Here is a 26,620-nt window from a genome sequence, read left to right as displayed (position 1 = left end):
ATGCAAAAGTTGACTATGAAAAAGTTTTTTCTATTCTTATTATTATCCCTTAGTACAGTAGCTTTTTCTCAGGAAGAGGCGTGGGTTTATTTCAATGCTAAATCTAAGCAGCAATCCTATTTTGAATCCCCTTTACTGATGCTATCTCAAAGAGCTTTGGATAGAAGAATAACTCAAAATATAGCAATCGATTTTAAAGATGTTCCTGTTGATGCCACTTACATAAGTCAGGTTAAATCAGTATCGGGGATTTCTGTTATGGCAAAATCAAAATGGATGAATGCGCTACATGTGCGAGGTTCTCAAGCCTTAATTAATTCGTTAAAAGGATTCGCTTTTGTGGATAAAGTAGATTTCGCTAACAAAACATTAAATCAAGTAGGGAAAACAGCGAAACTATTTAAGCAAAAAGAACAACGTAAGACCAGAAAGACAAAAATAGATTATGCTTATGGTACATCTGATAATCAAATTAAGATGCTTAACGGCGACGTATTGCATAAACAAAATTATACTGGTGATGGAAAGGTAGTCGCAATACTAGATGCAGGATTTTTAGGAGTAAATACAACGCAGCCTTTTCAGAGATTGAGAGATAATAATAAAATTCTAGGAGGTTATAATTTTGTATCGAGAGACTCAGATGTGTATACTTCAGACTCTCACGGAACATCAGTCCTTTCAACTATGGGAGGTTATACGGAAAATAAATTGGTAGGAACTGCTCCAGATGCATCTTACTACTTATTTATTACAGAGGATGTTAGAAGCGAGAACCCAGTTGAGGAATCACTTTGGGTTGAGGCGGCTGAAAAAGCAGATAGTTTAGGGGTGGATATTATAAGTACGTCTTTGGGGTACTTCGAATACGACAATGCCGCGTATAGCCATAGCTATAGTGAGATGAATGGAACTACAGCTTTTATATCTAGAGGAGCTGAAATTGCTTTTAGTAGAGGAATGATTGTTGTTGCTTCTGCCGGTAATGAAGGCAATACTTCTAATGCTCATATCGGAACTCCAGCCGATGCAGTATCTGTTCTTGCAATTGGGGCTGTTAATTCAGAAGAAACAAGAGCTTCTTTTAGCTCGATTGGGCCATCTTACGACGGAAGGATAAAACCAGATATAATGGCGCAAGGAGTATCCGCAGTTTTATCTAATCAATATGGTGATATCGTAACTGCAAATGGAACTTCGTTTTCAGGGCCCATAATGGCAGGGATGGTCGCTTCCTTTTGGCAGGCATTCCCCACGAAAACAAATAAAGAAATCATAGCATTAATTATTCAATCTGCAGATAGGTATACGGTACCGACAGCTCAATATGGTTATGGCATTCCTGATTTTAGTTTGGCTTTAACTCTTTCTGAAAAAAATCCTGCTAAGAATTATTTTGTTGCTTATCCAAATCCAACGTCTGATTTTATTTCGGTTGAATTTCCAGAAAGTTTTAATAAAGGAATGGTTGTTTTTTATACTGTTTTAGGACAGAAAGTTTTAGAACATCAAGTGAATAATAAAGTGGATACTTTTTCATTGAAGTCATTAAGCAACGGAATTTATATTTATAAAATTGAATCAGAGACTTTTTCGAAAATCGGAAAAATAATAAAACAATAATATCCAAGCTAGTAAATGAATACAATTACAAAACTTTTTAATATAAAATATCCGATTATTCAAGCAGGAATGATATGGGTAAGTGGACATAAACTCGCCAGTGCGGTAAGTAATGCGGGAGGATTAGGATTGATAGGAGCGGGGTCTATGTATCCGGAAGTATTACGTGAACACATTCAGAAATGTAAAAAAGAAACATCTAAGCCTTTTGGAGTGAATGTTCCGATGTTGTATCCCAACATTGAAGAAATCATGAAAATTATTGTCGAAGAAGGAGTTAAAATTGTTTTTACCTCGGCAGGAAATCCAAAAACATGGACTCCGTATTTAAAAGAAAATGGTATCACGGTAGTGCATGTAGTTAGTAGTACTTTATTTGCCTTAAAAGCACAAAACGCTGGTGTTGACGCTATAGTTGCCGAAGGTTTTGAGGCGGGTGGTCATAATGGAAGGGATGAAACTACTACTTTTACGCTAATTCCGATGGTAAAAGAGCAAATAAAAATTCCTGTTATTGCAGCAGGAGGTATTGCAAACGGGCGCGGTATGCTTGCAGCAATGGTATTGGGAGCAGATGGTGTTCAGGTGGGTAGTAGGTTTGCGGCATCGATAGAATCATCGGCACATGACAATTTTAAGAAAACGATAATAGAAACGAAAGAAGGGGGTACCCAGCTTACGTTAAAGGAATTGGCGCCAGTCCGATTAATAAAAAACAAATTCTTTCAGGATTTGCAAAATTTATATGAGAAATGTCCAACAAAGGATGAATTAGTGACATTGTTAGGTAGAGCAAGGGCAAAACGAGGGATGTTTGAAGGGGATCTAGTTGAAGGTGAGCTGGAAATTGGACAAATTGCGGGCTTGATATATGAAATAAAGTCAGCAGAAGGAATCATTTTAGAAATGATGGAAGATTATAATGCGGCAAGAAAAGAAATAGTAGCTCTTGATTTTTAATTAGTGAAATAATGACGAAAATTAAATTGTATATAGTTTTATTATTCTTAGGAATAGGGTTACCACAGGTCTATTGTCAGAATTACAAATTCAAAACTTCAGGCGTTAGTGTTTTGGAAAAAAACGAAAAAGGGAAATGGGCAAAATGGTCTGACTTACAATTGGTAAATGTTGTCGTTTCATTAGATACCAATAAAAATAGAATCGTAATTTACTCGGAAATTATTCAATTATTTGAAATTATATCGTATCAGCCAATTGAGGAAAATGATACAGATGTTGTTTATTCCTTTACCTGTAAGGATAATAATGGAGATGATTGTACTCTTTCTATAATAACAAGGAAAAATCAGGATAATAGAAAGCAACTATATATTAATTACGGAAATCGGATTATTGTTTATAATATTTTTAATTTATAGAGTCAGAGAAATCGTAATTAAGCTACTGTATGTTTGAGGGTATTTTTAAATAAAGTAAAGCTACGACATGAATTTATATGATAAGCGATTGTTGAATAGGGTAAATTCTATTCTCAATCGCTTTTTTCGTGCGTACTATTTTTTTTGCAAATTAAAAAATGGGTTTGATGTTTTCTTCATAACATTAACAGTTTTCCCATGTAAAATGGTTTTCGGAGTATCAAAAACCATAATTAAGCGCTTGGTTTGGAATAATTTCGATGAATCTCGCAATGTAGAACTGAATTTACAACTCGCAATTTGAATTTTCTATACTGATCTAGTATCAGAAACTTATATAATTTATTTGTGGTTTTAGAAGTATCGAAAGTCTTTGAAATGTAATTCAATAGGATGGTTTCCACGGGTGTTTTATGTGTCGTGTTTTAATGATCAATGTGACAGTTTAACACTCTAGTATATTTTATTTTTTCTTTCAATTTAGAGCTGAAGATGAAATTTAATAGCTGTGTGATTTTATTTTTCTGTATCTAAATTCGAATATTTTTAACGTCACTGATATTATAATATTATTTCTTAAGGTGTAATTTAATAGGGGTTATGTACGGTTAAATGTTGTTTTTAATTATTTTAATACAGGTAAAATAGGGGGGGTGTCGTATTAATAAATACAAAATAGTGATGTTTTTTGTAAAAATGAGATTATGAATTTAGTAGTTTTATATCGGCAAAATTAGATATTTCTTGTTTTTTCGAAGTGATTTTTTGTTATCTATAATTCTTTCAAAATCAAATCAAAAAGTCATAATTAATTTATTCAAGTATAATAAAAGTTAATAAATTCGTCCCAGAAGAGAGCCGATAAATGGCAATTTAAGTATAATGAATAACCAAAATAATAAATAACCAAAACAAAATGATGATGAAAAAAGTAATTGTAATTTTAGCTTTAGCGCTGACGGGGAACATAGCATTTGCACAGGATACTCCACTAGAAATTTCAGGTTCTGCAGACGTTTATTATAAATATGATTTTGCTAAGAAGGAAAATATAGGAACGAGTTTTGCAACTGATCAAAATTCAGTTTCTTTAGGGATGCTTGATATCGCTTTGAAAAAAACAACGGGTAAAGCATCTTTTGTGGGTGAAGTTTCTTTTGGTCCAAGAGGTCAATTTCAGTCTATACCTAATGGTGATGGAACTGATGGAAATACTTTTCACATTCAAAACTTATATGCAACTTATGCTGCAACTGAGAAATTAAGTTTCACAGCGGGTTATATGGGTACTTTTATTGGATATGAAGTAATATCACCATTGGCAAATTTTCATTATTCAACCTCTTACTTATTTACTAATGGACCGTTTCAAAATGCTGGCGTTAAAGTAAATTATTCGATCTCTGATAAAGTAGGGATTATGGTTGGTGCTTTTAATGATTCTTGGAATTCTTATAAGGCAGATCCAATTAAAGGCCTAAATGCATTTGGAGCTCAGTTATCTATTGCTCCTTCTGAAGGAATAAGTGCTTATCTTAACTTTATGGATGGTTCTGTTAGTGGCACTATAATTGACTTAACGGCTTCTTTCAAATTGGCTGATAAGTTCAAATTAGGTTTGAATGCTGCTGATTTCTCTAATGAAGGTAAAGTAGGATATACTGGTTTAGCTCTATATCCTGCAGTAGATGTAACAGAGAAATTCAGTTTAGGTTTGCGTGGTGAGTATTTTAAGTTTAAAGAAGGATCTGGAGATGATTCAGTAACTGCATTAACATTGACGGCTAATTTAAAAACGGGTGGATTGACTTTTATTCCTGAGTTGAGATTAGATAATGGCTCGAATGAAATTTTTGAAAAATCTAATGGAAATGCTACAAAGTCTGCATCGCAATTTGCTTTAGCGATGGTTTACGGATTCTAAATTTATAATTTTTTTTTTTGACTGCCAAGGTACTCTAATTAGTATGTTGGCAGTTTTTTTTATTGTAATAACTTAATTTTGATAAGGGACGATATAAACTTAGATATAAAAAAAAAACAGTTCTTTTGAGCTGTCATAGAACTGTTTTAGGATGTATTTTAATTACTTTTTACTGTTTGTTGTAAATCGAGTAAATTGTATTTATAGTGTTTTCGTTTAAAATTGAATCAACTTCTGTTTGGACAAAATGTAACTTAAATGCTTTAATAGCGGCGGGAAGATTTTTAGTGTCGTATCCTATGATTCGAAGTGCTAGTTCTGGATTGAAATTAAGTGGAGCTGTTTCCATGGTGTCACTCTTCCAAACACCAAATCCGTTTTCAGCCAATATATTCCATGGGAATAGTGCACTTGGATCATTTTTACGGGTAGGAGCGATGTCTGAATGACCTATGATATTTTGAGTTGGAATATTATACTCTTTCTTTAGTTTGCTTAAAAGAGACATTAAGCTGGTAATTTGAGCTTCAGAAAAAGCTTCGGTCCCATTATTATCAAGTTCAATTCCTATCGATGAGGAGTTGATATCTGTGTCTTTGCCCCATGAACCTCTTCCGGCGTGCCATGCACGCAAATAATCATTCAACATTTGTACTACGCTACCATCATCTGCAATAACATAATGTGCACTTACTTGAGTTCTGGTCACAGTAAACGTTTTTATCGTTTGTTGAATAGAGTCTTGTGCTGTGTGGTGAATGATAATGTAATTGGGTTTTCGTAAATTGAAATTTACTGTGCCTATCCATTCAGTATGGATGCCGTTGTCTAAAGCGGTAGATCCCATTTTGGAAATAGTGTCCTTAAAGGTATACAGTTGTTTTGTGTATACATTATCTATACTTATTATTGTTTTTGAAACGATGGGTAACGGCTCAGGCTCTTTATTTGAAATTGCTTCTTTAAAAGTTTTTAGTTTAGTGTCATATTCTTTTTCGCTTGCCTTGTAGGGATTCGTAGAACATGAAGCAATAACAACAGCAATAATTATGGAGTAAAAATATTTTTGCATACTATAAAAGGATAAAGGGGCTTTTTCGGTTGAAAAAATAATTATCTATTTCTTCTTGATTTTTTTTTAGTACTACTTTCTTCGTTCAATGCTTTGTATTTTATTTTTTGATCCTCATTTAAAAACTCATTAATTTTGCGGTCTGTAGTTTCTGAAAGGGCTTGAATTTCTTTTATTTTTTGTTCTTGTCCAGTTTCAGCTTTTAATAAAATGCCTTGTGACCTGATACTTTCTTTTAAAACATTTGATATGGCAATTTCTTGCAATGCATCAAGCGTAAGTTCTGGAGTTAACTTGTCCATTATCTTGCCGACAGTTACCTCGACAGGAATTTCTTTGGGTTTTTCCTGGCTTTGGCCTTGATTCATTTGGCTCATTCTTCCATTGCCGCCATATCCGTTGTTTCCATAACTACCACCACCATAGCTGTTGTTCCCATATTGTGCCGAAACAGTATCTATGGATAATAACATAAATGTCAAAACGGATAATATTTGAATTGTTTTCATAGTTATTTAAAAAAAAAAGATTGTTAAATAGTGTCTTTTACGGAATAAGAAAAATTTAAGCAGGTTCTCCGTATAAATCAAATTCAGTGGCTTCAATGATTTTTATCATTGCGAAGTCTCCTGTTTTTAAATAATGTTTTGAGGCGTCAATTAGTACTTCGTTATCTACATCGGGACTGTCAAATTCCGTTCTTCCTACAAAATGACTACCTTCCTTTCTATCGATAATACATTTGAATGTTTTACCTAGTTTTAATTGGTTTAAATCCCATGAAATTTGAGATTGTAATTCCATTATTTCATTTGCACGGTCTTGTTTTACATCAGCTGGAACATCGTCTTCTAACAAATATGCGTGCGTGTTTTCTTCATGAGAATAAGCAAAACAACCCATTCTGTCAAATTTCATTTCCTGAACCCAGTCTTTTAAGATGTTAAAATCTTCTTGTGTTTCTCCTGGGTATCCTACGATTAAAGTCGTGCGAATCGCCATTTCTGGAACTGCTGCGCGGAAATCCTTTAATAATTTAGTTGTTTTTTCTTGAGTTGTTCCACGACGCATTGATTTCAATATAGAATCTGAGATATGTTGCAATGGTATGTCGATGTAATTACAAATCTTTGGCTCACGTTTCATGATCTCCAAAACATCCATAGGGAAACCGGTCGGGAAGGCATAGTGCAAACGAATCCATTCGATTCCTTCTACTTTTACTAAGGCTTCTAGCAATTCGCCAAGATTACGTTTTTTATAAATATCAAGACCATAATAAGTTAAGTCCTGTGCAATTAAGATCAACTCTTTTACGCCATCTCTTGCTAATCCTTCGGCTTCTTTGACTAGTTTCTCAATAGTTTGCGATACGTGTTTTCCTCGCATAATTGGAATAGCACAAAAACTACATGGTCTGTCGCAACCTTCGGCAATCTTTAGATAGGCATAATTTTTTGGAGTAGTGGTTAACCGTTCTCCCAATAGCTCATGTTTATAATCAGCACCCAAAGCTTTCAATAATGCAGGCAATTCAGTCGTGCCAAAATATTGATCTACATTAGGTATTTCTTTTTCTAAATCAGGTCTGTAGCGTTCTGATAAACATCCGGTAACAAATACTTTATCTACTAATCCTCTTTCTTTTTTATCTGCATATTCTAAAATCATGTTTACTGATTCAGCCTTTGCATTGTCAATAAATCCGCAGGTATTAATAACAATAATGTTTCCTTCTTCGGCAACTGGAGCTTCATGTGCAACATCCTTTCCGTTTGCGCGTAGTTGACCCATCAGCACTTCGCTGTCGTATATGTTTTTAGAGCACCCTAGAGTGATCACGTTTATTTTATTCTTTTTTAATGACTTGGTTCTCATAGATTTGTAAATTGGAGTGCAAAATTACGGTTTTTTATTCAAACAGAACTTTGTTTGACTTTCTTTTAGTATATATTTATGGAGCTATTCCTGCTATACGCTATATCCACGCAAAAAAAATGCGTTGGATATCATTCTATTAGGGCTAAAAAAAAACCGTCTTGCTAAAAAAGGAACAAGACGGTTTAATATTCTTTTTTTGAGCGATCAATTACAGTTCAAATAGTAATGTTAATGCTACATTATTTGTGATGGTATTGATAGTGGGTCCATCAGTAAAACCTTGTGCAAAGAACCCTTGTTGTGAATCTCTTTTTGCGTAAGCGTAAGATAAATCAACTTTGGTCGAGCCAAAATTATAACCTAAACCTCCAGAGTATCCAGTTAAATCACCTACGGTTGTTTTATTCTTATAGGGACTTTGCTCAAAACGGTATCCGGCTCTTAAACTCAATTTTTCAATTTTATATTCAGCACCTATTCTTAACTCTCCCGTATTGTCCAGTGTGTTAATCATATAGTTGTTCAAACCATTGTAATACAAATCGCTTTCAGGTTTGAATTTCGTTTTACTGTAATCTTTTATAGCATAATCAATACTTATTAAACCTGTTGTTCCAAAAACATAGGCAAAACTTCCTGTAAGTTTGCTTGGTGTTTGTAACTTGTATGGGGCATAAACATTAGTGATTCTTGGATCTGAAACATCATTGATGTCATCTGCTGTTGAACTGCTGCTTACAGAAACCAGTTTCTGAGATAATTCATCGCTCAAGTGATACCATGTTGAAGATTCATATGCTAAACCTAAGCGCATTTCATTAGTAACTTTTGCAATTGCTCCCAGTTGAAAAGAAAATCCTGTCCCGTAAGTATATAAATCATTATCAAATCGCAATTTAGAGACAGTATAATCAGGAGTTAAAGGAGCGTTATTGTCTTCGTAAAAACTACTGTATTTTCTAAAATCAGTAAAATGCGAATTCAAGTTTATACCTATATATAGTTTATCTTTATAGGAGGTAGCGGCATTAAAAGAGAGTTTTCCGTTGTAGCCCTCAGTGGTAATTGAGTTCTCTTGGTAATAGTTTCCGCCTCCTGGTACATTTGAACTGTAGGCGGTGTTGTTTGGATCATTACTTAATGGATTAATAATATAAGCATTGTATGCTAGAAACGCTTGTTGTGCGCCATTATTTAAACTGCCATAGCTTGAATTTTCAAGAGTACTTAACGGAACACCATTGGCGTAGTTTAAAAAATAACCGTCAACAGAATTGTTTGGGTTGGTACCTGCTGAGAAAATAGAATTATTAAAATTATTGGTGTTTTCATAATTTACGGCCACTGAGAACTTTCTCCAGTCGCTACTTGGGTTTTGATTGTTGAAAACAAAAATGCCTCCAGCCTGATTTAAGTCAAAGGAATTACTATTATCAGTAGCTGTTGTTCCGAAATAATTGGAATTGTTTTTTATGTTGTTATTGCTTAAAGTGACGGTGACTTCGTTATTGATGAAAACTGCCGATCCCGCAGGATTAACATTTAAAGAAGACAGGTCACCTCCAAGAGCGCCAAATGCACCTCCCATTGCTCTAAAGCGAGCTGTTCCGTTTAGGTTATCTTGAGAGTAACGCAATGCGTCAGTAACCTCTTGTGATTTTACAGTACTAAATGTCAAACCTACGATTAATATAAATAAATATTTTTTCATTTTTTTTTACAAATAAAGTTTTTAATATAAAAGTCTAAAGATCATCGTGTTTTAACGCCCACCTCGTCTTGAACTTCCTCCAGATGATCTGCCGCTACTGGAACCTGAAGAGCTAGATCTGCTCGGAGAGTAGCTTTGATTTCTGGAACTATTAGATGCAGGAGTGTATGTTCTAGTTGGAGCCGTATTTTCTCTTCTAGAACTATTTGTATTGGTTCTACTTCTGCTAGGAGTATTATAAGAGTTGTTCTGGTTTGTATTACTTCTATTAAAATTACCGTTTGTTCTGTTTGTATTTGTACTTCTTCTAAAATCAATGTTGTTAGAACTTCTATTGGTTCTGCTTCTGTCCTGAGAAAAAGTTCTTGAAGTTGGGTTGTAATTTCTGCTTGTGTTTGTAGAATTTGAATAGGAAGAACCTCTTCTGCTTGTATTGTTAGAGTAATTACGATTGGTGTAGTAATTATTATACCCCCAGTTGTTTCCGTACCAATTGTTCCAGCCATAGTTATTAAATCCATATCCGCCATTCCAACCCCAGTTGTTTCCGTACCAATTGTTCATACCCCAGCCGAAACCACCATTCCATCCCCAGTTGTTTCCGTACCAATTGTTCATACCCCAGCCGAAACCACCATTCCATCCCCAATTGTTTCCATACCAATTGTTCATGCCCCAATTGTTATCATAAACATTGATACTTACACTTTGAGAGTTACTGCCCCAACCAGCATAATTGGTATTATCCTGTGCAGAGTCGTTTTCGGGGTTATAATCGCTGTAATTGTCTATATCTGTAAAAATCTCAGTATTTTGATCATTGTTTTGCAAAGATCCAAAAAAATCTTTGTATTGATTGCTCTGGGTTCTTTGGGGTTCCATATTCACTGCTCGATTTGAAGTGTTATCGTAAATTCCGTCTCTTTCGTAGTAAGAGCTATTTTGATAAGAGCCACAAGAGACTGCCAAAAGACTTAAAATTCCAATAAGAGCGAAAAGGAAGGCTTTTTTGGATGAAAAAATAATAGTTTTCATATCTGTAAGGTTTTTTATTGTTGTGAAGTACAAAAATAGTTAGTTTTGCTAAACTATTTAGATAAATAAATTAATGCAAAATTTGTGCCAAACTATTCAATATGAGTAAGAACCTTACTACAAGATCAGAAGATTATTCAAAATGGTATAACGAACTGGTTGTAAAAGCTGATTTAGCTGAGAATTCGGGAGTTAGAGGCTGTATGGTGATAAAGCCATACGGATATGCCATTTGGGAAAAAATGCAAGCAGAGTTGGATCGAATGTTTAAAGAAACAGGTCATGAAAATGCCTATTTTCCTTTATTTGTGCCTAAAAGCATGTTTGAGGCAGAAGAGAAGAATGCAGAAGGATTTGCAAAAGAGTGTGCGATCGTCACGCATTACAGGTTAAAGAATGATCCTGACAAACCAGGTAAGTTAATGGTAGATCCTAACGCTAAACTAGAAGAAGAGCTTATTGTTCGACCTACAAGTGAAGCGATTATTTGGTCTACTTACAAAGGATGGGTGCAATCGTATAGGGATTTACCTTTGTTAATCAATCAATGGGCTAATGTAGTTCGATGGGAAATGAGAACTCGATTGTTCTTGAGAACTGCTGAGTTTTTGTGGCAAGAAGGGCATACGGCACATGCTACAAGAAGCGAGGCTATTGAAGAATCAGAGAAAATGATGAACGTATATGCTGAGTTTGCCGAAAATTTCATGGCTATTCCAGTCGTAAAAGGAATCAAAACGGAGACAGAGCGTTTTGCAGGGGCAGAAGAGACCTATTGTATTGAAGCATTAATGCAAGACGGAAAAGCATTACAAGCAGGTACTTCGCATTTCTTGGGTCAAAATTTTGCAAAAGCCTTTGATGTTAAGTTTGCAAATGCCGAAGGGAAACAAGAATATGTATGGGGAACCTCATGGGGAGTTTCAACACGATTGATGGGAGCTTTAGTAATGACACATTCTGATGATAAAGGATTGGTTTTGCCACCTAATTTAGCACCTATTCAGGTTGTAATTGTACCAATACATAAAACGGACGATCAGTTAGCAGAAATCACTACTGAGGTCAATTTTTTAATGGCAGAGTTGAAAAAACTGCATGTTTCGGTGAAATACGATGATAGAACAACTCAAAAACCCGGATTTAAATTTGCTGAATGGGAATTAAAAGGGGTGCCTATTCGAATTGCAGTTGGACCAAAAGATTTAGAAAACGGAACTTTTGAAGTAGCCAGAAGAGATACTTTAACAAAGGAAGTACAATCTAAAGATGGAATTGCAACTTATATCAGCGATTTGTTGGAAGAAATTCAAGCAGATTTGTTTAATAAAGCATTAAATTATAGAGACACTCATATCACTGAAGTGAACAGTTTTGAAGAGTTTAAATCGGTTTTAAATGACAAAGGTGGTTTTGTATCAGCGCATTGGGATGGGACAGCAGCGACTGAAGAGAAAATCAAGGATCTGACTAAAGCTACTATCAGATGTATTCCTTTAGATGGCGTGTTAGCCTCGGGAAGCTGTATTCTCACTGGTAATCCTTCTGTTAGAAGGGTTCTATTTGCTAAGGCGTATTAAAAAAAAATATTTTTTTTGCCTCTGCTATTGTACATCTAAAAAATAGTTGTATTTTTGCATCCGCAATACAGAAGCACGGTCCGTTCATCTATCGGTTAGGATCTCTGGTTTTCATCCAGGAAAGGGGGGTTCGATTCCCCCACGGACTACAATTTTTGTCTTGCTAAAAAGTATTCCTGAACTTTAAAAGGAAATGGTCCGTTCATCTATCGGTTAGGATCTCTGGTTTTCATCCAGGAAAGGGGGGTTCGATTCCCCCACGGACTACAATTTCAATTTTAGATTGAAAAAAAACTTAGGAGGATAATGGTCCGTTCGTCTAGGGGTTAGGACGCCAAGATTTCGTCTTGGTAACAGGGGTTCGATTCCCTTACGGACTACAAAAAAAGAATAGTAAAAGAAAAAAAATAATAAAATGGCAAATCATAAGTCAGCTCTAAAGAGAATCAGAAGTAACGAAAAGAGAAGAGTATTAAACAGATACCAACATAAAACTACTCGTAATGCAATCAAAGCATTAAGAATAGCAACTGATAAGGTAGATGCTACATCTAAACTTTCAAATGTAATTTCTATGATTGATAAATTGGCTAAAAAGAATATCATTCATGATAACAAAGCGTCTAATTTAAAATCTAAATTAACGAAACACGTTTCTAAATTGTAATTATTACATTTTTATATATTATAAAAAAAAGCTCCTTTTCTAGGAGCTTTTTTTATGTCTTTTTTTAAGTTAAGACGGGTCAAGTTTGTCACGTTGAAAACCTGTGGAGCGACAATAGTTAAGTGTAATATTGCTACTTGCTTCACGGAGTCTGTCATTGTGCTATCTTCCTGTCTTAATAGTTTTTATTATACTTTTTTTGATAGATAATCCAGCATGGATAGAGTAATGGGTTTTGATAGAAAATCAATGACCATGGGGTATGTTTTTGCTTTTTCTAAATCTGCTGGATCAATTGTTGACGAAAGGATCACGATTTTTGTGGTAGTATTAAAATCAGAATAAGCTAGGCTATTGAAAGAATCTAAGAATTCCCATCCGCCCATTACGGGCATGTTTAAATCCAAAAATATTAACTGAGGTCGTATATTGAAATCCGCGCCTTTGTGTCTGATTGAGTCGAAGAATTGAAGGGCTTCTTCTCCATTCTGTGCTGTAATTATTTCATGTGTAAAAGTAGTTTTGAAAATTACTTTTTTGCTTAACATTAGAGTTATAGGGTCGTCATCAACGCATAAAATTAAGTCTAGCATTGTTTTAGTTGTTTTTGAATGTTATGGTAAAAGTAGTTCCTTTATTGACTTCGCTTTCAATACTGATGGATCCTTCCATGGCTTCAACTTGCGATTTTACGAGGTACAGGCCCAGCCCTTTGCTATCGGGGTAGTTGTGAAATCTTTGGTAAAGCCCAAAAACTTTATCTCGATTTCTTTCTAAATCAATTCCAATTCCATTGTCTGTAAAAATGAAGATTACTTGATTTTCAGCTTGATGTGTAGATATCGATATCTCTAAAATTTTATTTTCTGATCTGTATTTTATGGAATTTGTCAAAAGATTCAGTAGAATACTCTCTATATACGATTTATTGGCTTCTAATAAAGGGGCGTTTTCAAAATTAACTTTCAATATAGTTTGATGGGTGTGACTTGAAAAGATGAGTTGGCTTTGTATTTTTTCAAATACTTCCTTTAATACAACTACTTCTTTTCTAGTAGAAGGGTTGTCTTTTATGATCATGACTTTTGTCAGGTCGTTTACGGTTTCGTTTAGCAGGTTGGTTGAGTTCTTGAAGCCATGTAATATTTCTTTTAATTCTGAATTTTCAATGGGGATGTCTTCTATTAAATTCAATAAGCCGGTTAAGTTCGATAAAGGTGCTCTAAGGTTATGGGAAGTGATATAAGAAAATTGCTTTAAATCTTTGTTGTTTTTAGTTAGCTCTCGTATGAGGTGTTCTTTTTCTATTTCTTGCTTTTTCTCTTCAGTGACATCTCTTTGTATCGAGACCCAGTGCGATAGTTCGTTTTCTGAATTGTAAATCGGAATCATGGAAAATCGCAACCAAAACTCCTCTTCGTTTTTTTTATAAGCAATTATTTCAATTACGCTTTCTTCTCTGTTTTTTATTGAGGTTATTATTTTTTTGATATTATCCTTGTCGGTATTGATGCCTCTCAATAAATCTGGAGATTTTCCAGTGATTTCATGAACAGAATAACCTGTCATAACTGAAAAAGCAGGATTTACGTAAACTATTTTGGGTAATTTAGTTTTGTTAAAATTAGCCTCTGTAATAATTATTGAGTCTTTTGTTTGAACAATTACGGTTTCTAATAATTTAAGTCGGAGTTCTTCTTTCTTTTGTTTTGTGATATCTTGGATGGCACCAATCATTCTAATTACCTTTCCATTTTCATCTTTTAGAAGAAATCCTTTGTCAAGTACATATTTATAAGAGTTGTCAGCGCATTTAAAGCGGTATTCATCTTGCCAATTTTCGGTTTTTTGTTCTATAAAAGAATATAATTTAATCGACATTTTAATGCTATCTTCTGGGTGTATGTTGTCAAACCACCATTTTGAACTTTCTCCAACCTGATCTTGATCATATCCAAAAATGCTTTTTATTCCCTTGTTCCAAAAGAGTTTGTCTTTCTGGATTTTCCAGTCCCAAATCGTATCGCTAGTTGCTTTAGCAACGATGTCATATTTTTCATTTGACTCCTTAATTTCGTCGTTGGTTTTCTTGAGTTTTTCAAAAATAATTTTGTTTCTATTATCGTTTTTGGATAGAATATATCTAAAGGTCATGCCTGTTAAAAAAACTAAAGCGAGGTCTTTTGTAAAATTAAAAATTTTGTAATAATCTAGATAATAGTATTTTATGGAAATTTTATAAAAAACGATAGCCACGAAGACGGCTATAAGGATATATGTTATAGTTAGCTGGTTAGTTTTGCTTTTCATTACTCAAATGTAATTAATTATAATGAAATTTAAGACACCTTTACGCACTTATTTTTAACTCACAATTAATATCTAAAACGTTAACTATATGTAAAGTATTGTATAAATATTTTTTATATCAAAATAAAGTGTACCTTTGCAGCCATTAAAAATCACAGATGGAATCTATTAGAAACATTGCAATTATTGCCCACGTCGATCACGGTAAAACAACTTTGGTTGATAAAATTATGTATCACTGTCAGTTATTTCGTGACAACGAAAACACAGGTGACTTAATCCTTGATAACAACGACTTAGAGCGTGAAAGAGGTATTACCATTACTTCTAAAAATGTTTCTGTTCAGTACAAAGGAACAAAAATCAACATTATTGATACTCCCGGTCACGCCGATTTTGGTGGTGAGGTAGAGCGTGTATTGAATATGGCTGATGGTGTTTGTCTACTTGTGGATGCATTTGAAGGGCCTATGCCCCAAACTCGTTTTGTTTTACAAAAAGCATTAGACCTTGGTTTAAAGCCATGCGTTGTTATTAATAAAGTTGATAAAGAAAACTGTACTCCTGAAGAAGTTCATGAAAAAGTTTTTGACTTAATGTTTGAATTAGGAGCAACAGAGGAGCAGTTGGATTTTCCAACAGTTTACGGTTCTGCTAAGAATAACTGGATGTCTGACCATTGGGAAAACGTTACTGATAATGTTGAAGCATTATTAGATATGGTTATCGCTAATGTTCCAGCTCCTAAAGTTTCTGAAGGAACTCCACAAATGTTGATTACTTCTTTAGATTTTTCTGCTTTTACAGGTCGTATCGCTATTGGTCGTCTTGAAAGAGGTATTTTGAAAGAGGGTATGCCAATCTCGTTAGTAAAAAGAGATGGTACAATATCTAAATCTAGAATTAAAGAGCTTCATACTTTTGAAGGTCTTGGTCGTAAGAAAGTACAAGAGGTTATTGCGGGAGATATCTGCGCGATTGTTGGTGTTGAAGGTTTCGAAATTGGAGATACTATCGCTGATTTTGAAAATCCGGAAGCTCTAAAATCAATTGCTATTGATGAGCCTACAATGAGTATGTTGTTTACGATTAATGACTCTCCTTTCTTTGGTAAAGAAGGAAAATTTGTAACTTCTCGTCATATTAGAGATAGATTAAATAAAGAATTGGAGAAAAACTTAGCAATGAAATTAGGTGAAACTGATTCAGCTGATAAGTTTATGGTTTTTGGTCGTGGAGTACTTCACTTGTCTGTTCTTATTGAAACAATGAGAAGAGAAGGGTATGAATTACAAATTGGTCAACCACAAGTTATCATTAAAGAAATTGATGGTAAAAAATGTGAACCAATTGAGGAGTTAACAATTGATTTACCTGAGAATCTTTCAGGTAGAGCTGTAGAGTTTGTTACAATCCGTAAAGGAGAAATGTTGAGCATGGAAGGAAAAGGAGAACGTATGATTATAAAATTCAATATTCCGTCTCGTGGAATTATCGGATTGCGTAATCAATTGTTGACTGCTACTGCCGGTGAGGCAATTATGTCACATCGTTACATAGGATATGAGCCTTTCAAAGGTGCTATTCCTGGACGTAACAATGGTTCTTTGATCTCTATGGAAAATGGTAAAGCAATTCCTTATTCTATCGATAAATTGCAAGATCGTGGTAAATTCTTCGTTAATCCTAATGATGAAATTTATGAAGGTCAAGTAATTGGAGAAAATTCACGTAGCGATGATATGTGTGTTAACGTAACTAAGGCTAAAAAACAGTCTAACGTACGTTCTTCTGGAAATGATGAAAAAGCTAGAATTATTCCACCAATTATTTTCTCATTAGAGGAAGCTTTAGAATACATTCAAAAAGATGAATATGTAGAGGTAACTCCAAAATCTATTCGTTTGAGAAAAATATATTTGACAGAAACAGATAGAAAAAGATTTAAAATCTAATTTTATTATTTTATAAAGAAAAGCCATTCGAAAGAATGGCTTTTTTTATGCTTGCTAATTAAATGTGAGTTGCAAGTTTATTGCAAAGTATGAGATCCTTTATTAGTCTAAGATATGAATCATCTATGACTGTGTATTTAATGCTTTGGCATACGCGAAATAAAAGGCTCTCTTAAGTGTTTGAGTATAGATTTTTTAACAGGTTTGTACGTGATAAGTATATTTAATGATAATGGTAAATGAACATCTAGAACATAGGAGGAAAAAACATAGAGTTAATAATTCAAAGTAGTTTTTGATTGAAAAGATAAGTGAGATTTTCAGTTTTTCTAAAACTACTCCCCACACTGAAAGTGCAGAGTAGTTTATTTCAGAAATATGAGTTTGTTTTATCTTTTTAAGCTAAAGTGTCCGTTTACTGCTCTACCGTCCTCAAGTTTAATAGTGTACCAGTAGTCATCTGAGGGGAGTTGTAATCCATTGAAAGTTCCATCCCATCCCTGAGATGTAGGAGCAACTTGCTTGAGAAGTTTTCCGTATCTGTCGAAGATGAAAATCGTTGTATTTGAATTGAAACTTGCATTTACTCCTTTTAAATTCCAATAGTCATTATAACCATCTCCATTAGGAGTGAAAAACCTTGGGACACCTAATACTGCTATAATCTTGCTAACAGTTCCGCATCCATTTATATCATTTATATATACTTGATGAATTCCGGCTGGTACATTGTCAAAGAAATTTGATGATTGAAATGGACCATTAGGTTCGTCTAAACTATACTCGTATTTTCCTGGACCTGTATTGTTTACGGTAACGGTATTGATGTTTGCTAAATCCACAACAGTTATACTTTGAATATGTGCTATATCTGAAGCGGTAACTTTTATAGTTCGTACTCTGTCACAACCGCTTAGATTAGTAACTCTCACAGTGTAAGTTCCAGCTTCATTTATATCCAAAAATTCAGTAGTTTGAGTAGGTAAAGTTACATCATCTTTAGTCCATACGTATGTATAATTGCTTGGTAGGCTTCCGTCTTGAATTCCCGCATCCAATTTAACAAAAAAGGTGGGTAGATTTGAACACACTAATTCATTTTCGCTACCGTCAATGTTTAATTCAATGTTTGGCAACGCATGAACAATAAACGGAATAGTTACTGTGGCGGCGCAAGTTGTATTTACTGTGTTTTCAACTGTAACAATTATATTTTGTGTTCCTGTAACGAAAGGATTGGGTAGGGGACTAGATAGCAAAACCCCATTTTGATCAAAGTACTTTACAGTCATTCCTGTTTGTCCTGCTAGTATTGTTGTCTCATAAGTTGACGTGTCAAAAGGAAATTTTCCATCTTGAAGTAAAGGGTTTGGCTCGTCATCACACGCTGTTGTTAAGGAAGTAGTAATTGCAAAAGCTTCCGGTAGATCATCTACTATAAATTTAATCAGAGTTTCATCATAACATGCTAATGTTGTATTATTAGTTACTACTGCTTTTATGGTTTGCGAAGCAGTTGTGAATGTAGCTGGGAATGGACTTGGCAAAAGATTGTTATTTGCATCTAAATAAGTAACGGTAACATTACTTTGTCCGTTTAGTAGGGAAGCTTCAAGTGTAGCGGTGTTAAAAGTTAAAATTCCATCTTGATTATCATCGCATTGTCGTGGTATTGTCACTGGATTTGCAAAGGGTAATGCCTCGACCATTAAATTAATATAAGGCCCCAAACCATAACAAGCATTATCAATATCACTGTCCACTCTACCCCAAATTTGTTGCGTGTTTTTATAACCAATATTCCTGTAATTTGAAATATCTGCTATAACATTAATTTCGGCTAGGGCATCGGCTTGATTTCGATAGAAAGCTACATTGTAATTTCCCTGTGGCAAGATAGTTCTTATGTCATTTGCTGCAGTGCTAAAATTAAAGGAAGCAACCCCGTCTCTTTTGTCATTGTTTGCAGTGTTGTTCCCGTTTACATCTAAGAAGTCGTCACATTGTCTATACGTTCTTTGGAATGTATTCGGGATTTGTGTTGTCAAAACCTTCAAGGTTAATTCAGCTACACTAAAGCAGCCATTGGAATTCACAACTCTCGCCCAAACTTTCATTAAACCCGGAGTTGTATTAGTAAAAGCTATAGGGTTTGTTATTAACTCTGCGGAATTTGCAGTTGTAGCTCCATTAAATGAGGTGTAATAATTGAAATTTTCATTTGCATAGTTAGTAGAAATCACATCGTTTTTCACGGTTAGATTGAATGTTGTTACAGCGTTAATGTCATCGTCACACTGAATAATAGTAACATTAGTAACGACAGGTAAAGCATAAACCGTTAAGGTTGTTTCTGAGGAAAGTAAGCCGCATGAATTCCCTACTTTTTTAAGTTGAACACGATATTTATATCCGTTCATAGTATTTTTTACACTTGTAATTAATAATGAATTAGTTGTTTCTTGTGAGTAGGTTGCATTATTAGTTATGGGAGTCCACGTACTTCCGTTCGTTGAAAGTTCCCATTGGTAGGTGTTACCGCTATTATCCGCGACTGTAACCGTGGCGTTTTGTAGTTCACAAGTTGCTGCAACAATCGGCTGGGTTGTAATTACTATAGGTGCAGCAGTCGTATAGTTAGCATTTGGAGGAGTATAGCCATTAGTCCGGCTTGTTACAATTCCTTTAGAATCAACAGTTGGTGGTGTAATTGAGCCTAATAATCCATCTCCATTAGAATCTGTAAACCCAGCTTCTATGACATCATTACAGCCATCATTATCACTGTCTAGTTCTCGATAGTCTTTAATTGCGTCCCCATCAGTGTCCGTTCCCAAACTTCCTGTCTCTATTGTATCATAGATTCCATCATTGTCGCTATCCCAATCTAAAAAATCAGGAATCCCATCATTATCAGTGTCTATAGGAGAAAACCCAGGTTCAAAAGCGTTGTCAAGACCATTTTTATTGGTATCTATATTAGAAATAGTTATTACTGTGGTTCCTTGAGCTTCAATGTTATCAGGAATCCCATCATTATCACTATCGAAATCCAATTGATCAGGGATGCCATCCAAATCTGCGTCCCTAGGAATACAAGTGGCCAAAATGGTGAATGAACCTTTGTTAACTTGTGTGTCAGATAAGTTTTTATGTGTAAAAGAAATTGATTCGGTCATAAAGGAACGAAAACTAAAGGTTCCTGTTCCAGCTGCTAATGGTATAACACTATTAAGTCTAAATCGGATTTCAAAGGAAGAAAATTCGGTTATGTTACTTTCAAAAATCCCATCGTAATTGGTGTCAATTAACAATTGATTATCTGGATTCAATACTGTGATGGTTTTATTTGTAGGTGATTTTAAAATAAATTCGGAATTAGAGTTTAATAAATCGCTACTGTTTCCAACTTTAATATATTCTAAAGCTAGCGACACTGGTGTAGTAAAATTCATAGTATAAGTTAGGTAGTTTCCGTTACCAGATGGGACTTCAGTAGTAAAATCTCCATTTGTTTTACCTGCAAAGATTGTAGGTGTAGTTGGGCCATTAGAAGTTAGTGTTCCGCTAAATGGATTACTGTAATTGTCTTTAGAAATCGTACCGTTAGCTATATTTGAAATGTCGACGCCTTCATTCCCATAGGATTCGGTGCAGTTTGTAATCCCGTCGTTATCTAAGTCAATATCAATGTTATCATTCGTTCCATCAGTGTCTGTATCAGGAGTACAAATACTAACCGGTATTTTATCTGAAAGCTGCGGTATTCCACAACTAGAAATACTACCCCTGACTTGATAATATCCTGGCTCTGTAGGAGTATATGTATTAGTTGTTGCACCTGGGATATCACTATCATTAAAAATCCATTGAAAAGTATCATAAGAAGATAAAGAGTTCAGTTTTAAGATAATATTTGGAATACAAGAAGTATTCGTTACGGCAATTTTATCCGAAATAATTTCTGGTTTTAGATCGAATCCAGAATAGTAGCCGCCATATGTGGCAGCACTGTTTGAACCAAAATAAGACACATAGACTTGTTTAGATGAATAGACACCAATATTTCCTGTCAAGCCACTTAACGCATAGGTTTCAAATTTGGTATTCCCAACGACATCTTTTGGAGCCACACCTATAGGTTGTTTAATGCCGTTTATCGAAATTTCTATTGTTGCTCCTTTTTCTGTGACAATATTTAAGCCGCTGTTTGTTGTAAATGTCGTTGATCCTATTTGCTCTATAAATGGAATGTTATCAACTATATTTGGGGTAGAACAGTTCAATGGTGGTACAAAAAACATTTCTTGATTTGCTTGACTTGAACTTCCAACACTTTGATATGCGAAAACATTTTTGGACGTTTCTACATATAAACTTTGATTGGTTGAATAATTTGTACCATCAAAAATAATATATTGTCCGGCATTAAGCGGTGTTGCGTTATATGGAGTAGCGCTTCCATTTAGATAAACGAAAGTGTTATCTTCATGCGCAACAAGCAATGGACGCTCTAAAATATCTAACCCAAATCCACGAACAAAAATATATTCATTTCCAATGTTTTTTGCAGAGACAATTTGGTCAAATCCTAAATCTAGATTGTTATTGATATTCCCATTGGTACCTCCATAGGATCCACAATTCATTACAATGGGTTTGTTAGATTTAACTAAGGCACCAATTAATCCGTCCTTATTTGCGATACTATTATCTTCTGTTGCTAAAACATAGCTTTGACCTCTATTTAATGTTACACTTGGTGGTGTATTTCCAACTGCGATATTTCCAACCAAAGTTACTCCCGTTTTAATTCCACTAAAATCCACCACAGTATTATTTTCAGTAGCTAATATGGATAAAAAAGTATATCTGAATGCAGCATTATTCGTTGTTTCAGTATTCACAAAAGCGCCCACCCTAAATTCATTTCCAATAGCTGAAATTCCTTTAGAAACAAGTGACCCTGCTTGATTGTAATTTCCTGCCATCACTCTTGCAGCAACGTATATTAAGTTGTCGGCTTCAATTATAAATCCTTTGTTTGATAAAGGAGTATTCAATAAATAAGGACTTACGTGCAATTGTGAATCCGTTCCAAAACCTATGTTATAAACATAGGGAGCATCTTTAGAAACAAGAATGTTAATAATGCCAGCTCCTAATGCGTTAATTTTAACATTTACCGCAGTAGTACTCGGTGTTGAGATATATAGATATTGATCTTGAGCAGGAATAAGATCTGAACCTGACAAAGGTGGAATATAATGTGTTTTACTAAATTGTGCGAAACAGCTTATAGATAAAAAAGTAAAGAAAATTAGTAAAGTTTTTTTCATGCACTAAAAATAGTAAAATAAATATTATCTTTTTAAAGAAAAATGGCCTTTTATGATTTTTCCGTCTTCAAAAGTTAAATTAAACCAATAGTCATTAGCAGGTAATTCAGAGCCATTAAATGTACCATTCCATTCCATACTGGTCTGACTTATTTCTTTGAGCAATTTACCATATCTGTTAAATATAATTATTTTTGATTTTGGTAGTAAATCAAGGTTTTTAATAGTCCAAAAATCATTATATCCATCTCCATTTGGAGTAAAAAATCGGGGATAATCTAATACACTAATAGCAAAAGGATTTGATAAACCACAACCATTTTTATCTCTAGCATAAGCGATATAAGATCCTGCGATAATCCCTGTGAATTGAGGATCATCCTGAAAATAAGTGCTGTCAAGTGAAAACTCATAATCTCCTGAGCCTGTATATTCAAGTACTACTGAGTTGTCATTTCCGGCAAATTCATTTACAATTGCTCCCGTTATCGTTGCAATCCCTGAGGCTTTGATATGAAATGTTTTGGTTGCTTCACATCCGTTCGAATCGGTGACTTTTACGGTGTAATCACCTGGTGTGTTAACGGTTATCGAAGTCGTTATTTCTCCAGTATTCCAGAGGTAACTAGAGAAACCCGTATTGACTGAAATCGTTGTCGTATTGCCGTTGCATAAACTGGCATTTATATCTTCAAAATTTGGAGGCTTAAATGTGTCTACAATTAAAGTGATAGGAGTAATAGCATAGCAATCGGAACCATTTATGATTCTCGCAAAAATAATTTGCTGATTTGGAGTTATATTATTGAATGTATTTGGAAGTACATTATTTTGAGAAATAGCGTCGGCTGTATTCAAAAAGTATTCTACATTTAATCCTGCTGGTAGTCCGTTTAAAACCTTGGGAGTTATTTCTATATTTAAATCAAAAACAGATAAGCCGTCTTTATTGGCATCTGCGTCACAAGTTCTAAAAGGATTTGGCGGTGTAATAGCGTTATTAGAAATTTGGAGTGTTAATTCGGCGTAGTTGATGCAATCATAGCTATTTGTAACTTTTGCATAGAGAATTTGATTCTGAGACTTATTCACATAGGACGAAGAATTTGTAATCGGATTTAGGGATGCTTTGGCTTGAGCCAATGTTTCATAATAAATGACTGGACTTAATGAGGAATTATTATTTTTAATTTGAGCATCTACTTTTGTTAAGTTAAAAATGGAGACCCCGTCGCCATTGTCATCACATTGTACTAAAGTGGTATTATTCAATACAATTTCGGCAGCATATTCAATTTTTATTTCCCCTGATGAGATACAATTAGGGACATCTAATTCTACTTTGTAAGTTCCTGCATCTGTAACAGTATATGAAGGTTTAGTCGCGCCAGGGATAGGAGTAGTAGAATTATTTTTATACCATTTGTAATTATTTGTTATGGGTAGGTTTGTGTTTATAACATAATTCTCTCCAAAACAGACACCATTATTTGTGGATAGTAACCGATCCGTGCCTAAATCTATTTTAGATCTAAAACTACCTGCCTCCAGAAAAACAGCAGAGTCATAATAATTACCACCTTGATCGGCAATTACTAATTTAATATGATACGTTTTTCCCGCAACAACGTTTGTTTGGGCAGTCATTTTCTTTGTTTGACCACTATAGTTAATAGGACTATTATTAGGAGCACTTGTAATTAAACCTCCAAAATAAGTTTCATTTATTGCAGGGCAGCCTTTGTGAAATCCTTTACTATCGGTTACGTCGTTAATTAAAGGATGTACATTTTGTGAAGAAATAGGAGTGTTAGTTCCAGGGAGTACTGCCAAATTTGTGTAACCAATTGTTCCTGATTCTTTTATTAGAAAAGCGAAAGCATCTGAATATTCGCATGGGAAGTAACTTTGATATTCATTAGAAGCAAATATAAAATTAAAACTGATGAAGTTGGTCAACGGTACAAAATCAAATTCTAAAACGGTTGCATTGAAAGTGTTTGAAATACCTAATACTTGTTCTAACTCTGGATCTCCTTTCCAAGAGATATTTCCTCCACCTGTATTTGTCACATCGAAGGGGCCAACGGCTTTACTAATGCTCCAGGTACTTAAAATCACTCCTTCTGAAAAGGGGAAGCTACTCGTTCCTGAATTGAAATAGCCATGACTATTTTGAGTACCTGAAAAAGTATCTCCCAAGACTTTAGGATTTGAAGTTGTAGAACAGGAACTGTTATTTGTCAATATGTCTACGAGATTTTGTTCAGTATAGGTATCGTTTACCGTAATTGATTGTGCACTTCCCATAACGGGAAAATAACATAGAAAGATAAAAAGTAATATTGCTTTTATGAATTTCATAGACTGATAAAGGTACTATAAATCTCTGTTTTTTAATAATTTATAAGAAAACAACATAAATATAATTGACCATGACAAGACAATGAATATCGATAAGAAATGTACACTATAATCTTTAATACTGTCTACTCCAATTTGTGATCCTATAGTTTTTATCACAGATAACCTGGAAAAAGGTTCGACTATCAAATTAGACATCGATTCTAATGGAAAAAATTGTGTAATATAATCAGCTATTTTGTTATCTGGAAAAATTTTAAAAACCAAAATACCTTTAACAATTCCTTCTATAATGTTCCAGACTAACAGAAACCCAAGTGCGAATGCAGAGCGCTTTACTAATATTCCTAAAAACAAACAAAAAGAGAAAAAGCCAACTAATTTGACAAAGAATGCTACTAGATATTCCATTTCAGAAAAGACTATGGATAACTCTGTATATGAAGAGAAAACAAACCCTAAAATCAAACTCATGATAAATACAAAGATAGTAGAGCAAAATGAGAATAAAAGTACGGTTAAAAATTTAGACAAAATGAACTCTTTTTTACTCAAACCATCAATAAGATTTTGCTTTAAAGTACCGTAACTATATTCATTGGCCATCATGGAAACGATAACAATGGCTAGGAATAATTTTAAAATTGCGGCAATGTAGGTGTTGAAATGCCAAATAAACGGGAAATTGAATATACCCATTTCTGCAAGATGAATTTTAAAAAAACCTATGTCAAATTTGATAGACGCAATCATTGCTATAAAGGAAAGTAAAATGAAGTAGGTCAAAGTCAATACACGACTGGCTTTATTCATCCATATTTTTTGTAATTCAATTGATAATAATCTTTTCATTATTTTTAGTTTTTAAGTGTTGGTTTTGCATTTTTTGTCAATTCTAAAAATTGCTCTTCCAAACTGTGTTTGCGTTTTACCAAATGACTTAGATTAATATTTTTTTCACAAAGGAATTTATTTAAAGCAGCGGCTTCTAAGGGACTTTTTAGATATACAAAAACTTTCCCTTCTTCTTGTTTAATACTCTCTAGGGCTGGATGCGTTTTTAAAACTTGGATTAAATTCGCAGTATCTTCTGCCTTTAATTCAAAGAAACCTTCATTGGAAGACATACCATGCACACTTCCGGAATAGAGAACGAGTCCTTTTCTTAACACTAAAACATGAGTGCACACTTTTTCGACTTCATCTAATAGATGAGAGGCTAATAAAATAGTAGTTCCCTGTGAGGCAATCTGTTTTATGATATCTCTAATTTGATGAATTCCCTGAGGATCTAAGCCATTAGTAGGTTCATCTAAAATTAATATTTCGGGATCGTTTAATAGGGCAGATGCAATCGCTAAACGTTGTTTCATTCCTAAAGAAAAAGTGCTAAATTTACTGTCTTTTCTATCATCCAAGCCTACAAGTTGCAGTTTTTCCATAACTTTAGCATAACTGATATCCTTGATTTTACAAACTAGCCTCAGGTTTTCTTGTGCCGTCATGTAGGGGTAGAAATTGGGTCTTTCGATAATTGCCCCCACTTTTTTTAAAGCTTCATGAGTTTCCATTTTTCCATCAAACCAGCTGTATTCTCCCGAGGTTTTATTGACGACGTTTAAAACAATACCAAGTGTTGTTGATTTTCCGCTTCCGTTTGGGCCTAGAATACCATAAACGTGGCCTTTTTTTATTTCGAAAGAAATATCTTTTAAGGCTTGTACGCTTCCGTAGCGTTTGCTGAGATTTTTAATAGAAAGGATGGTTTCCAAAATGT

At 34.3% G+C, this 26,620-nt stretch carries 18 protein-coding genes and 3 tRNA genes; 10 read left to right on the top strand and 11 right to left on the bottom strand.

Annotated features, from left to right (window positions below; genetic code table 11):
- The first annotated feature begins 15 nt into the window (after window positions 1–15).
- From BMW63_RS08060 to BMW63_RS08045, 4 genes are all read left to right on the top strand, one after another.
- The gene (locus BMW63_RS08060) at window positions 16–1,623 is read left to right on the top strand and encodes a S8 family serine peptidase (protein WP_074722947.1); all 1,608 of its coding nucleotides are present in this window, start codon (window positions 16–18) and stop codon (window positions 1,621–1,623) included.
- A 15-nt stretch (window positions 1,624–1,638) separates the two neighbouring features.
- Complete coding sequence (locus BMW63_RS08055; protein WP_074722946.1) at window positions 1,639–2,583, top strand: NAD(P)H-dependent flavin oxidoreductase; 945 nt, start codon at window positions 1,639–1,641, stop codon at window positions 2,581–2,583.
- An 11-nt stretch (window positions 2,584–2,594) separates the two neighbouring features.
- Window positions 2,595–3,005 (top strand): hypothetical protein, encoded by a 411-nt coding sequence (locus BMW63_RS08050; protein ID WP_074722945.1) that lies wholly within the window; start codon window positions 2,595–2,597, stop codon window positions 3,003–3,005.
- Between the two features lie 916 nt (window positions 3,006–3,921).
- Window positions 3,922–4,929: an outer membrane beta-barrel protein gene (locus BMW63_RS08045; protein ID WP_245744920.1), complete on the top strand. Its 1,008-nt coding sequence runs from the start codon at window positions 3,922–3,924 to the stop codon at window positions 4,927–4,929.
- A 169-nt stretch (window positions 4,930–5,098) separates the two neighbouring features.
- On the opposite strand, the gene BMW63_RS08040 is transcribed toward BMW63_RS08045, so the two are convergent.
- From BMW63_RS08040 to BMW63_RS08020, 5 genes are all read right to left on the bottom strand, one after another.
- On the bottom strand, window positions 5,099–6,001 hold the full coding sequence (locus BMW63_RS08040; RefSeq protein WP_074722944.1) for an N-acetylmuramoyl-L-alanine amidase: 903 nt from the start codon (window positions 5,999–6,001) through the stop codon (window positions 5,099–5,101).
- 41 nt (window positions 6,002–6,042) lie between these two features.
- Complete coding sequence (locus BMW63_RS08035) at window positions 6,043–6,510, bottom strand: hypothetical protein (protein WP_074722943.1); 468 nt, start codon at window positions 6,508–6,510, stop codon at window positions 6,043–6,045.
- Between the two features lie 55 nt (window positions 6,511–6,565).
- Window positions 6,566–7,879 carry a 30S ribosomal protein S12 methylthiotransferase RimO gene (gene rimO, locus BMW63_RS08030; protein WP_074722942.1) on the bottom strand — a complete coding sequence of 438 codons (1,314 nt, stop codon included), beginning with the start codon at window positions 7,877–7,879 and terminating at the stop codon, window positions 6,566–6,568.
- Window positions 7,880–8,090: 211 nt separating this feature from the next.
- Entirely contained in the window at window positions 8,091–9,593 is a 1,503-nt protein-coding gene (locus tag BMW63_RS08025; protein ID WP_074722941.1) for an OmpP1/FadL family transporter, read from the bottom strand.
- 51 nt (window positions 9,594–9,644) lie between these two features.
- Window positions 9,645–10,628, bottom strand: coding sequence for a hypothetical protein (locus tag BMW63_RS08020; protein ID WP_074722940.1), 984 nt, complete (start codon window positions 10,626–10,628; stop codon window positions 9,645–9,647).
- A 101-nt stretch (window positions 10,629–10,729) separates the two neighbouring features.
- On the opposite strand from BMW63_RS08020, the gene proS reads away from it, so the two are divergent.
- The 5 genes from proS (at window position 10,730) to rpsT (ending at window position 12,875) form a co-directional block, all read left to right on the top strand.
- The gene (proS, locus tag BMW63_RS08015; RefSeq protein ID WP_074722939.1) at window positions 10,730–12,208 is read left to right on the top strand and encodes a proline--tRNA ligase; all 1,479 of its coding nucleotides are present in this window, start codon (window positions 10,730–10,732) and stop codon (window positions 12,206–12,208) included.
- A gap of 77 nt (window positions 12,209–12,285) precedes the next feature.
- Window positions 12,286–12,357: transfer RNA gene (locus BMW63_RS08010), tRNA-Glu, on the top strand.
- Window positions 12,358–12,403: 46 nt separating this feature from the next.
- Window positions 12,404–12,475 (top strand) — tRNA-Glu (locus tag BMW63_RS08005).
- Between the two features lie 41 nt (window positions 12,476–12,516).
- Window positions 12,517–12,588, top strand: a tRNA-Glu gene (locus tag BMW63_RS08000).
- A 35-nt stretch (window positions 12,589–12,623) separates the two neighbouring features.
- A complete protein-coding gene (gene rpsT, locus BMW63_RS07995; protein ID WP_016991462.1) occupies window positions 12,624–12,875 on the top strand; it encodes a 30S ribosomal protein S20 in 252 nt (83 codons plus the stop codon).
- 188 nt (window positions 12,876–13,063) lie between these two features.
- Here the strand turns inward: rpsT and BMW63_RS07990 are convergent, their stop codons facing one another.
- Window positions 13,064–13,468: a response regulator gene (locus tag BMW63_RS07990; RefSeq protein ID WP_074722938.1), complete on the bottom strand. Its 405-nt coding sequence runs from the start codon at window positions 13,466–13,468 to the stop codon at window positions 13,064–13,066.
- Between the two features lie 4 nt (window positions 13,469–13,472).
- Window positions 13,473–15,185 (bottom strand): PAS domain-containing protein, encoded by a 1,713-nt coding sequence (locus tag BMW63_RS07985; RefSeq protein ID WP_074722937.1) that lies wholly within the window; start codon window positions 15,183–15,185, stop codon window positions 13,473–13,475.
- A 158-nt stretch (window positions 15,186–15,343) separates the two neighbouring features.
- Here BMW63_RS07985 and typA point away from each other — a divergent pair, with 158 nt between their 5' ends.
- Complete coding sequence (typA, locus tag BMW63_RS07980; RefSeq protein ID WP_074722936.1) at window positions 15,344–17,140, top strand: translational GTPase TypA; 1,797 nt, start codon at window positions 15,344–15,346, stop codon at window positions 17,138–17,140.
- A gap of 389 nt (window positions 17,141–17,529) precedes the next feature.
- Here typA and BMW63_RS07975 read toward each other — a convergent pair whose 3' ends face one another.
- From BMW63_RS07975 to BMW63_RS07960, 4 genes are read right to left on the bottom strand one after another with little or no spacing between them, the layout of a single operon-like run.
- A complete protein-coding gene (locus BMW63_RS07975) occupies window positions 17,530–22,479 on the bottom strand; it encodes a T9SS type B sorting domain-containing protein (RefSeq protein WP_074722935.1) in 4,950 nt (1,649 codons plus the stop codon).
- A gap of 24 nt (window positions 22,480–22,503) precedes the next feature.
- A complete protein-coding gene (locus BMW63_RS07970) occupies window positions 22,504–24,843 on the bottom strand; it encodes a choice-of-anchor L domain-containing protein (protein WP_074722934.1) in 2,340 nt (779 codons plus the stop codon).
- Window positions 24,844–24,858: 15 nt separating this feature from the next.
- On the bottom strand, window positions 24,859–25,695 hold the full coding sequence (locus tag BMW63_RS07965) for an ABC transporter permease (protein WP_074722933.1): 837 nt from the start codon (window positions 25,693–25,695) through the stop codon (window positions 24,859–24,861).
- Window positions 25,696–25,700: 5 nt separating this feature from the next.
- A complete protein-coding gene (locus BMW63_RS07960) occupies window positions 25,701–26,615 on the bottom strand; it encodes an ABC transporter ATP-binding protein (protein ID WP_074722932.1) in 915 nt (304 codons plus the stop codon).
- Between the last annotated feature and the right edge of the window lie 5 nt (window positions 26,616–26,620).

It is taken from the genome of Flavobacterium frigoris, assembly GCF_900111075.1.
Classification (GTDB): domain Bacteria; phylum Bacteroidota; class Bacteroidia; order Flavobacteriales; family Flavobacteriaceae; genus Flavobacterium; species Flavobacterium frigoris.
The sequence above is the reverse complement of the archived record's forward strand: the minus strand, read 5'-3'. Positions and strand labels throughout refer to the sequence as shown.

What these genes read in the sequence shown, in the direction of transcription:
- rimO (WP_074722942.1), bottom strand. Translation starts at nt 7,879, where the DNA reads ATGAGAACCAAGTCATTAAAAAAGAATAAAATAAACGTGATCACTCTA.
- BMW63_RS08055 (WP_074722946.1), top strand. Translation starts at nt 1,639, where the DNA reads ATGAATACAATTACAAAACTTTTTAATATAAAATATCCGATTATTCAA.
- BMW63_RS08045 (WP_245744920.1), top strand. Translation starts at nt 3,922, where the DNA reads ATGATGATGAAAAAAGTAATTGTAATTTTAGCTTTAGCGCTGACGGGG.
- BMW63_RS08040 (WP_074722944.1), bottom strand. Translation starts at nt 6,001, where the DNA reads ATGCAAAAATATTTTTACTCCATAATTATTGCTGTTGTTATTGCTTCA.
- BMW63_RS08060 (WP_074722947.1), top strand. Translation starts at nt 16, where the DNA reads ATGAAAAAGTTTTTTCTATTCTTATTATTATCCCTTAGTACAGTAGCT.
- BMW63_RS07990 (WP_074722938.1), bottom strand. Translation starts at nt 13,468, where the DNA reads ATGCTAGACTTAATTTTATGCGTTGATGACGACCCTATAACTCTAATG.
- BMW63_RS08050 (WP_074722945.1), top strand. Translation starts at nt 2,595, where the DNA reads ATGACGAAAATTAAATTGTATATAGTTTTATTATTCTTAGGAATAGGG.
- BMW63_RS07975 (WP_074722935.1), bottom strand. Translation starts at nt 22,479, where the DNA reads ATGAAAAAAACTTTACTAATTTTCTTTACTTTTTTATCTATAAGCTGT.
- rpsT (WP_016991462.1), top strand. Translation starts at nt 12,624, where the DNA reads ATGGCAAATCATAAGTCAGCTCTAAAGAGAATCAGAAGTAACGAAAAG.
- BMW63_RS07985 (WP_074722937.1), bottom strand. Translation starts at nt 15,185, where the DNA reads ATGAAAAGCAAAACTAACCAGCTAACTATAACATATATCCTTATAGCC.
- BMW63_RS07970 (WP_074722934.1), bottom strand. Translation starts at nt 24,843, where the DNA reads ATGAAATTCATAAAAGCAATATTACTTTTTATCTTTCTATGTTATTTT.
- BMW63_RS08035 (WP_074722943.1), bottom strand. Translation starts at nt 6,510, where the DNA reads ATGAAAACAATTCAAATATTATCCGTTTTGACATTTATGTTATTATCC.
- BMW63_RS07965 (WP_074722933.1), bottom strand. Translation starts at nt 25,695, where the DNA reads ATGAAAAGATTATTATCAATTGAATTACAAAAAATATGGATGAATAAA.
- BMW63_RS08025 (WP_074722941.1), bottom strand. Translation starts at nt 9,593, where the DNA reads ATGAAAAAATATTTATTTATATTAATCGTAGGTTTGACATTTAGTACT.
- BMW63_RS08020 (WP_074722940.1), bottom strand. Translation starts at nt 10,628, where the DNA reads ATGAAAACTATTATTTTTTCATCCAAAAAAGCCTTCCTTTTCGCTCTT.
- proS (WP_074722939.1), top strand. Translation starts at nt 10,730, where the DNA reads ATGAGTAAGAACCTTACTACAAGATCAGAAGATTATTCAAAATGGTAT.
- typA (WP_074722936.1), top strand. Translation starts at nt 15,344, where the DNA reads ATGGAATCTATTAGAAACATTGCAATTATTGCCCACGTCGATCACGGT.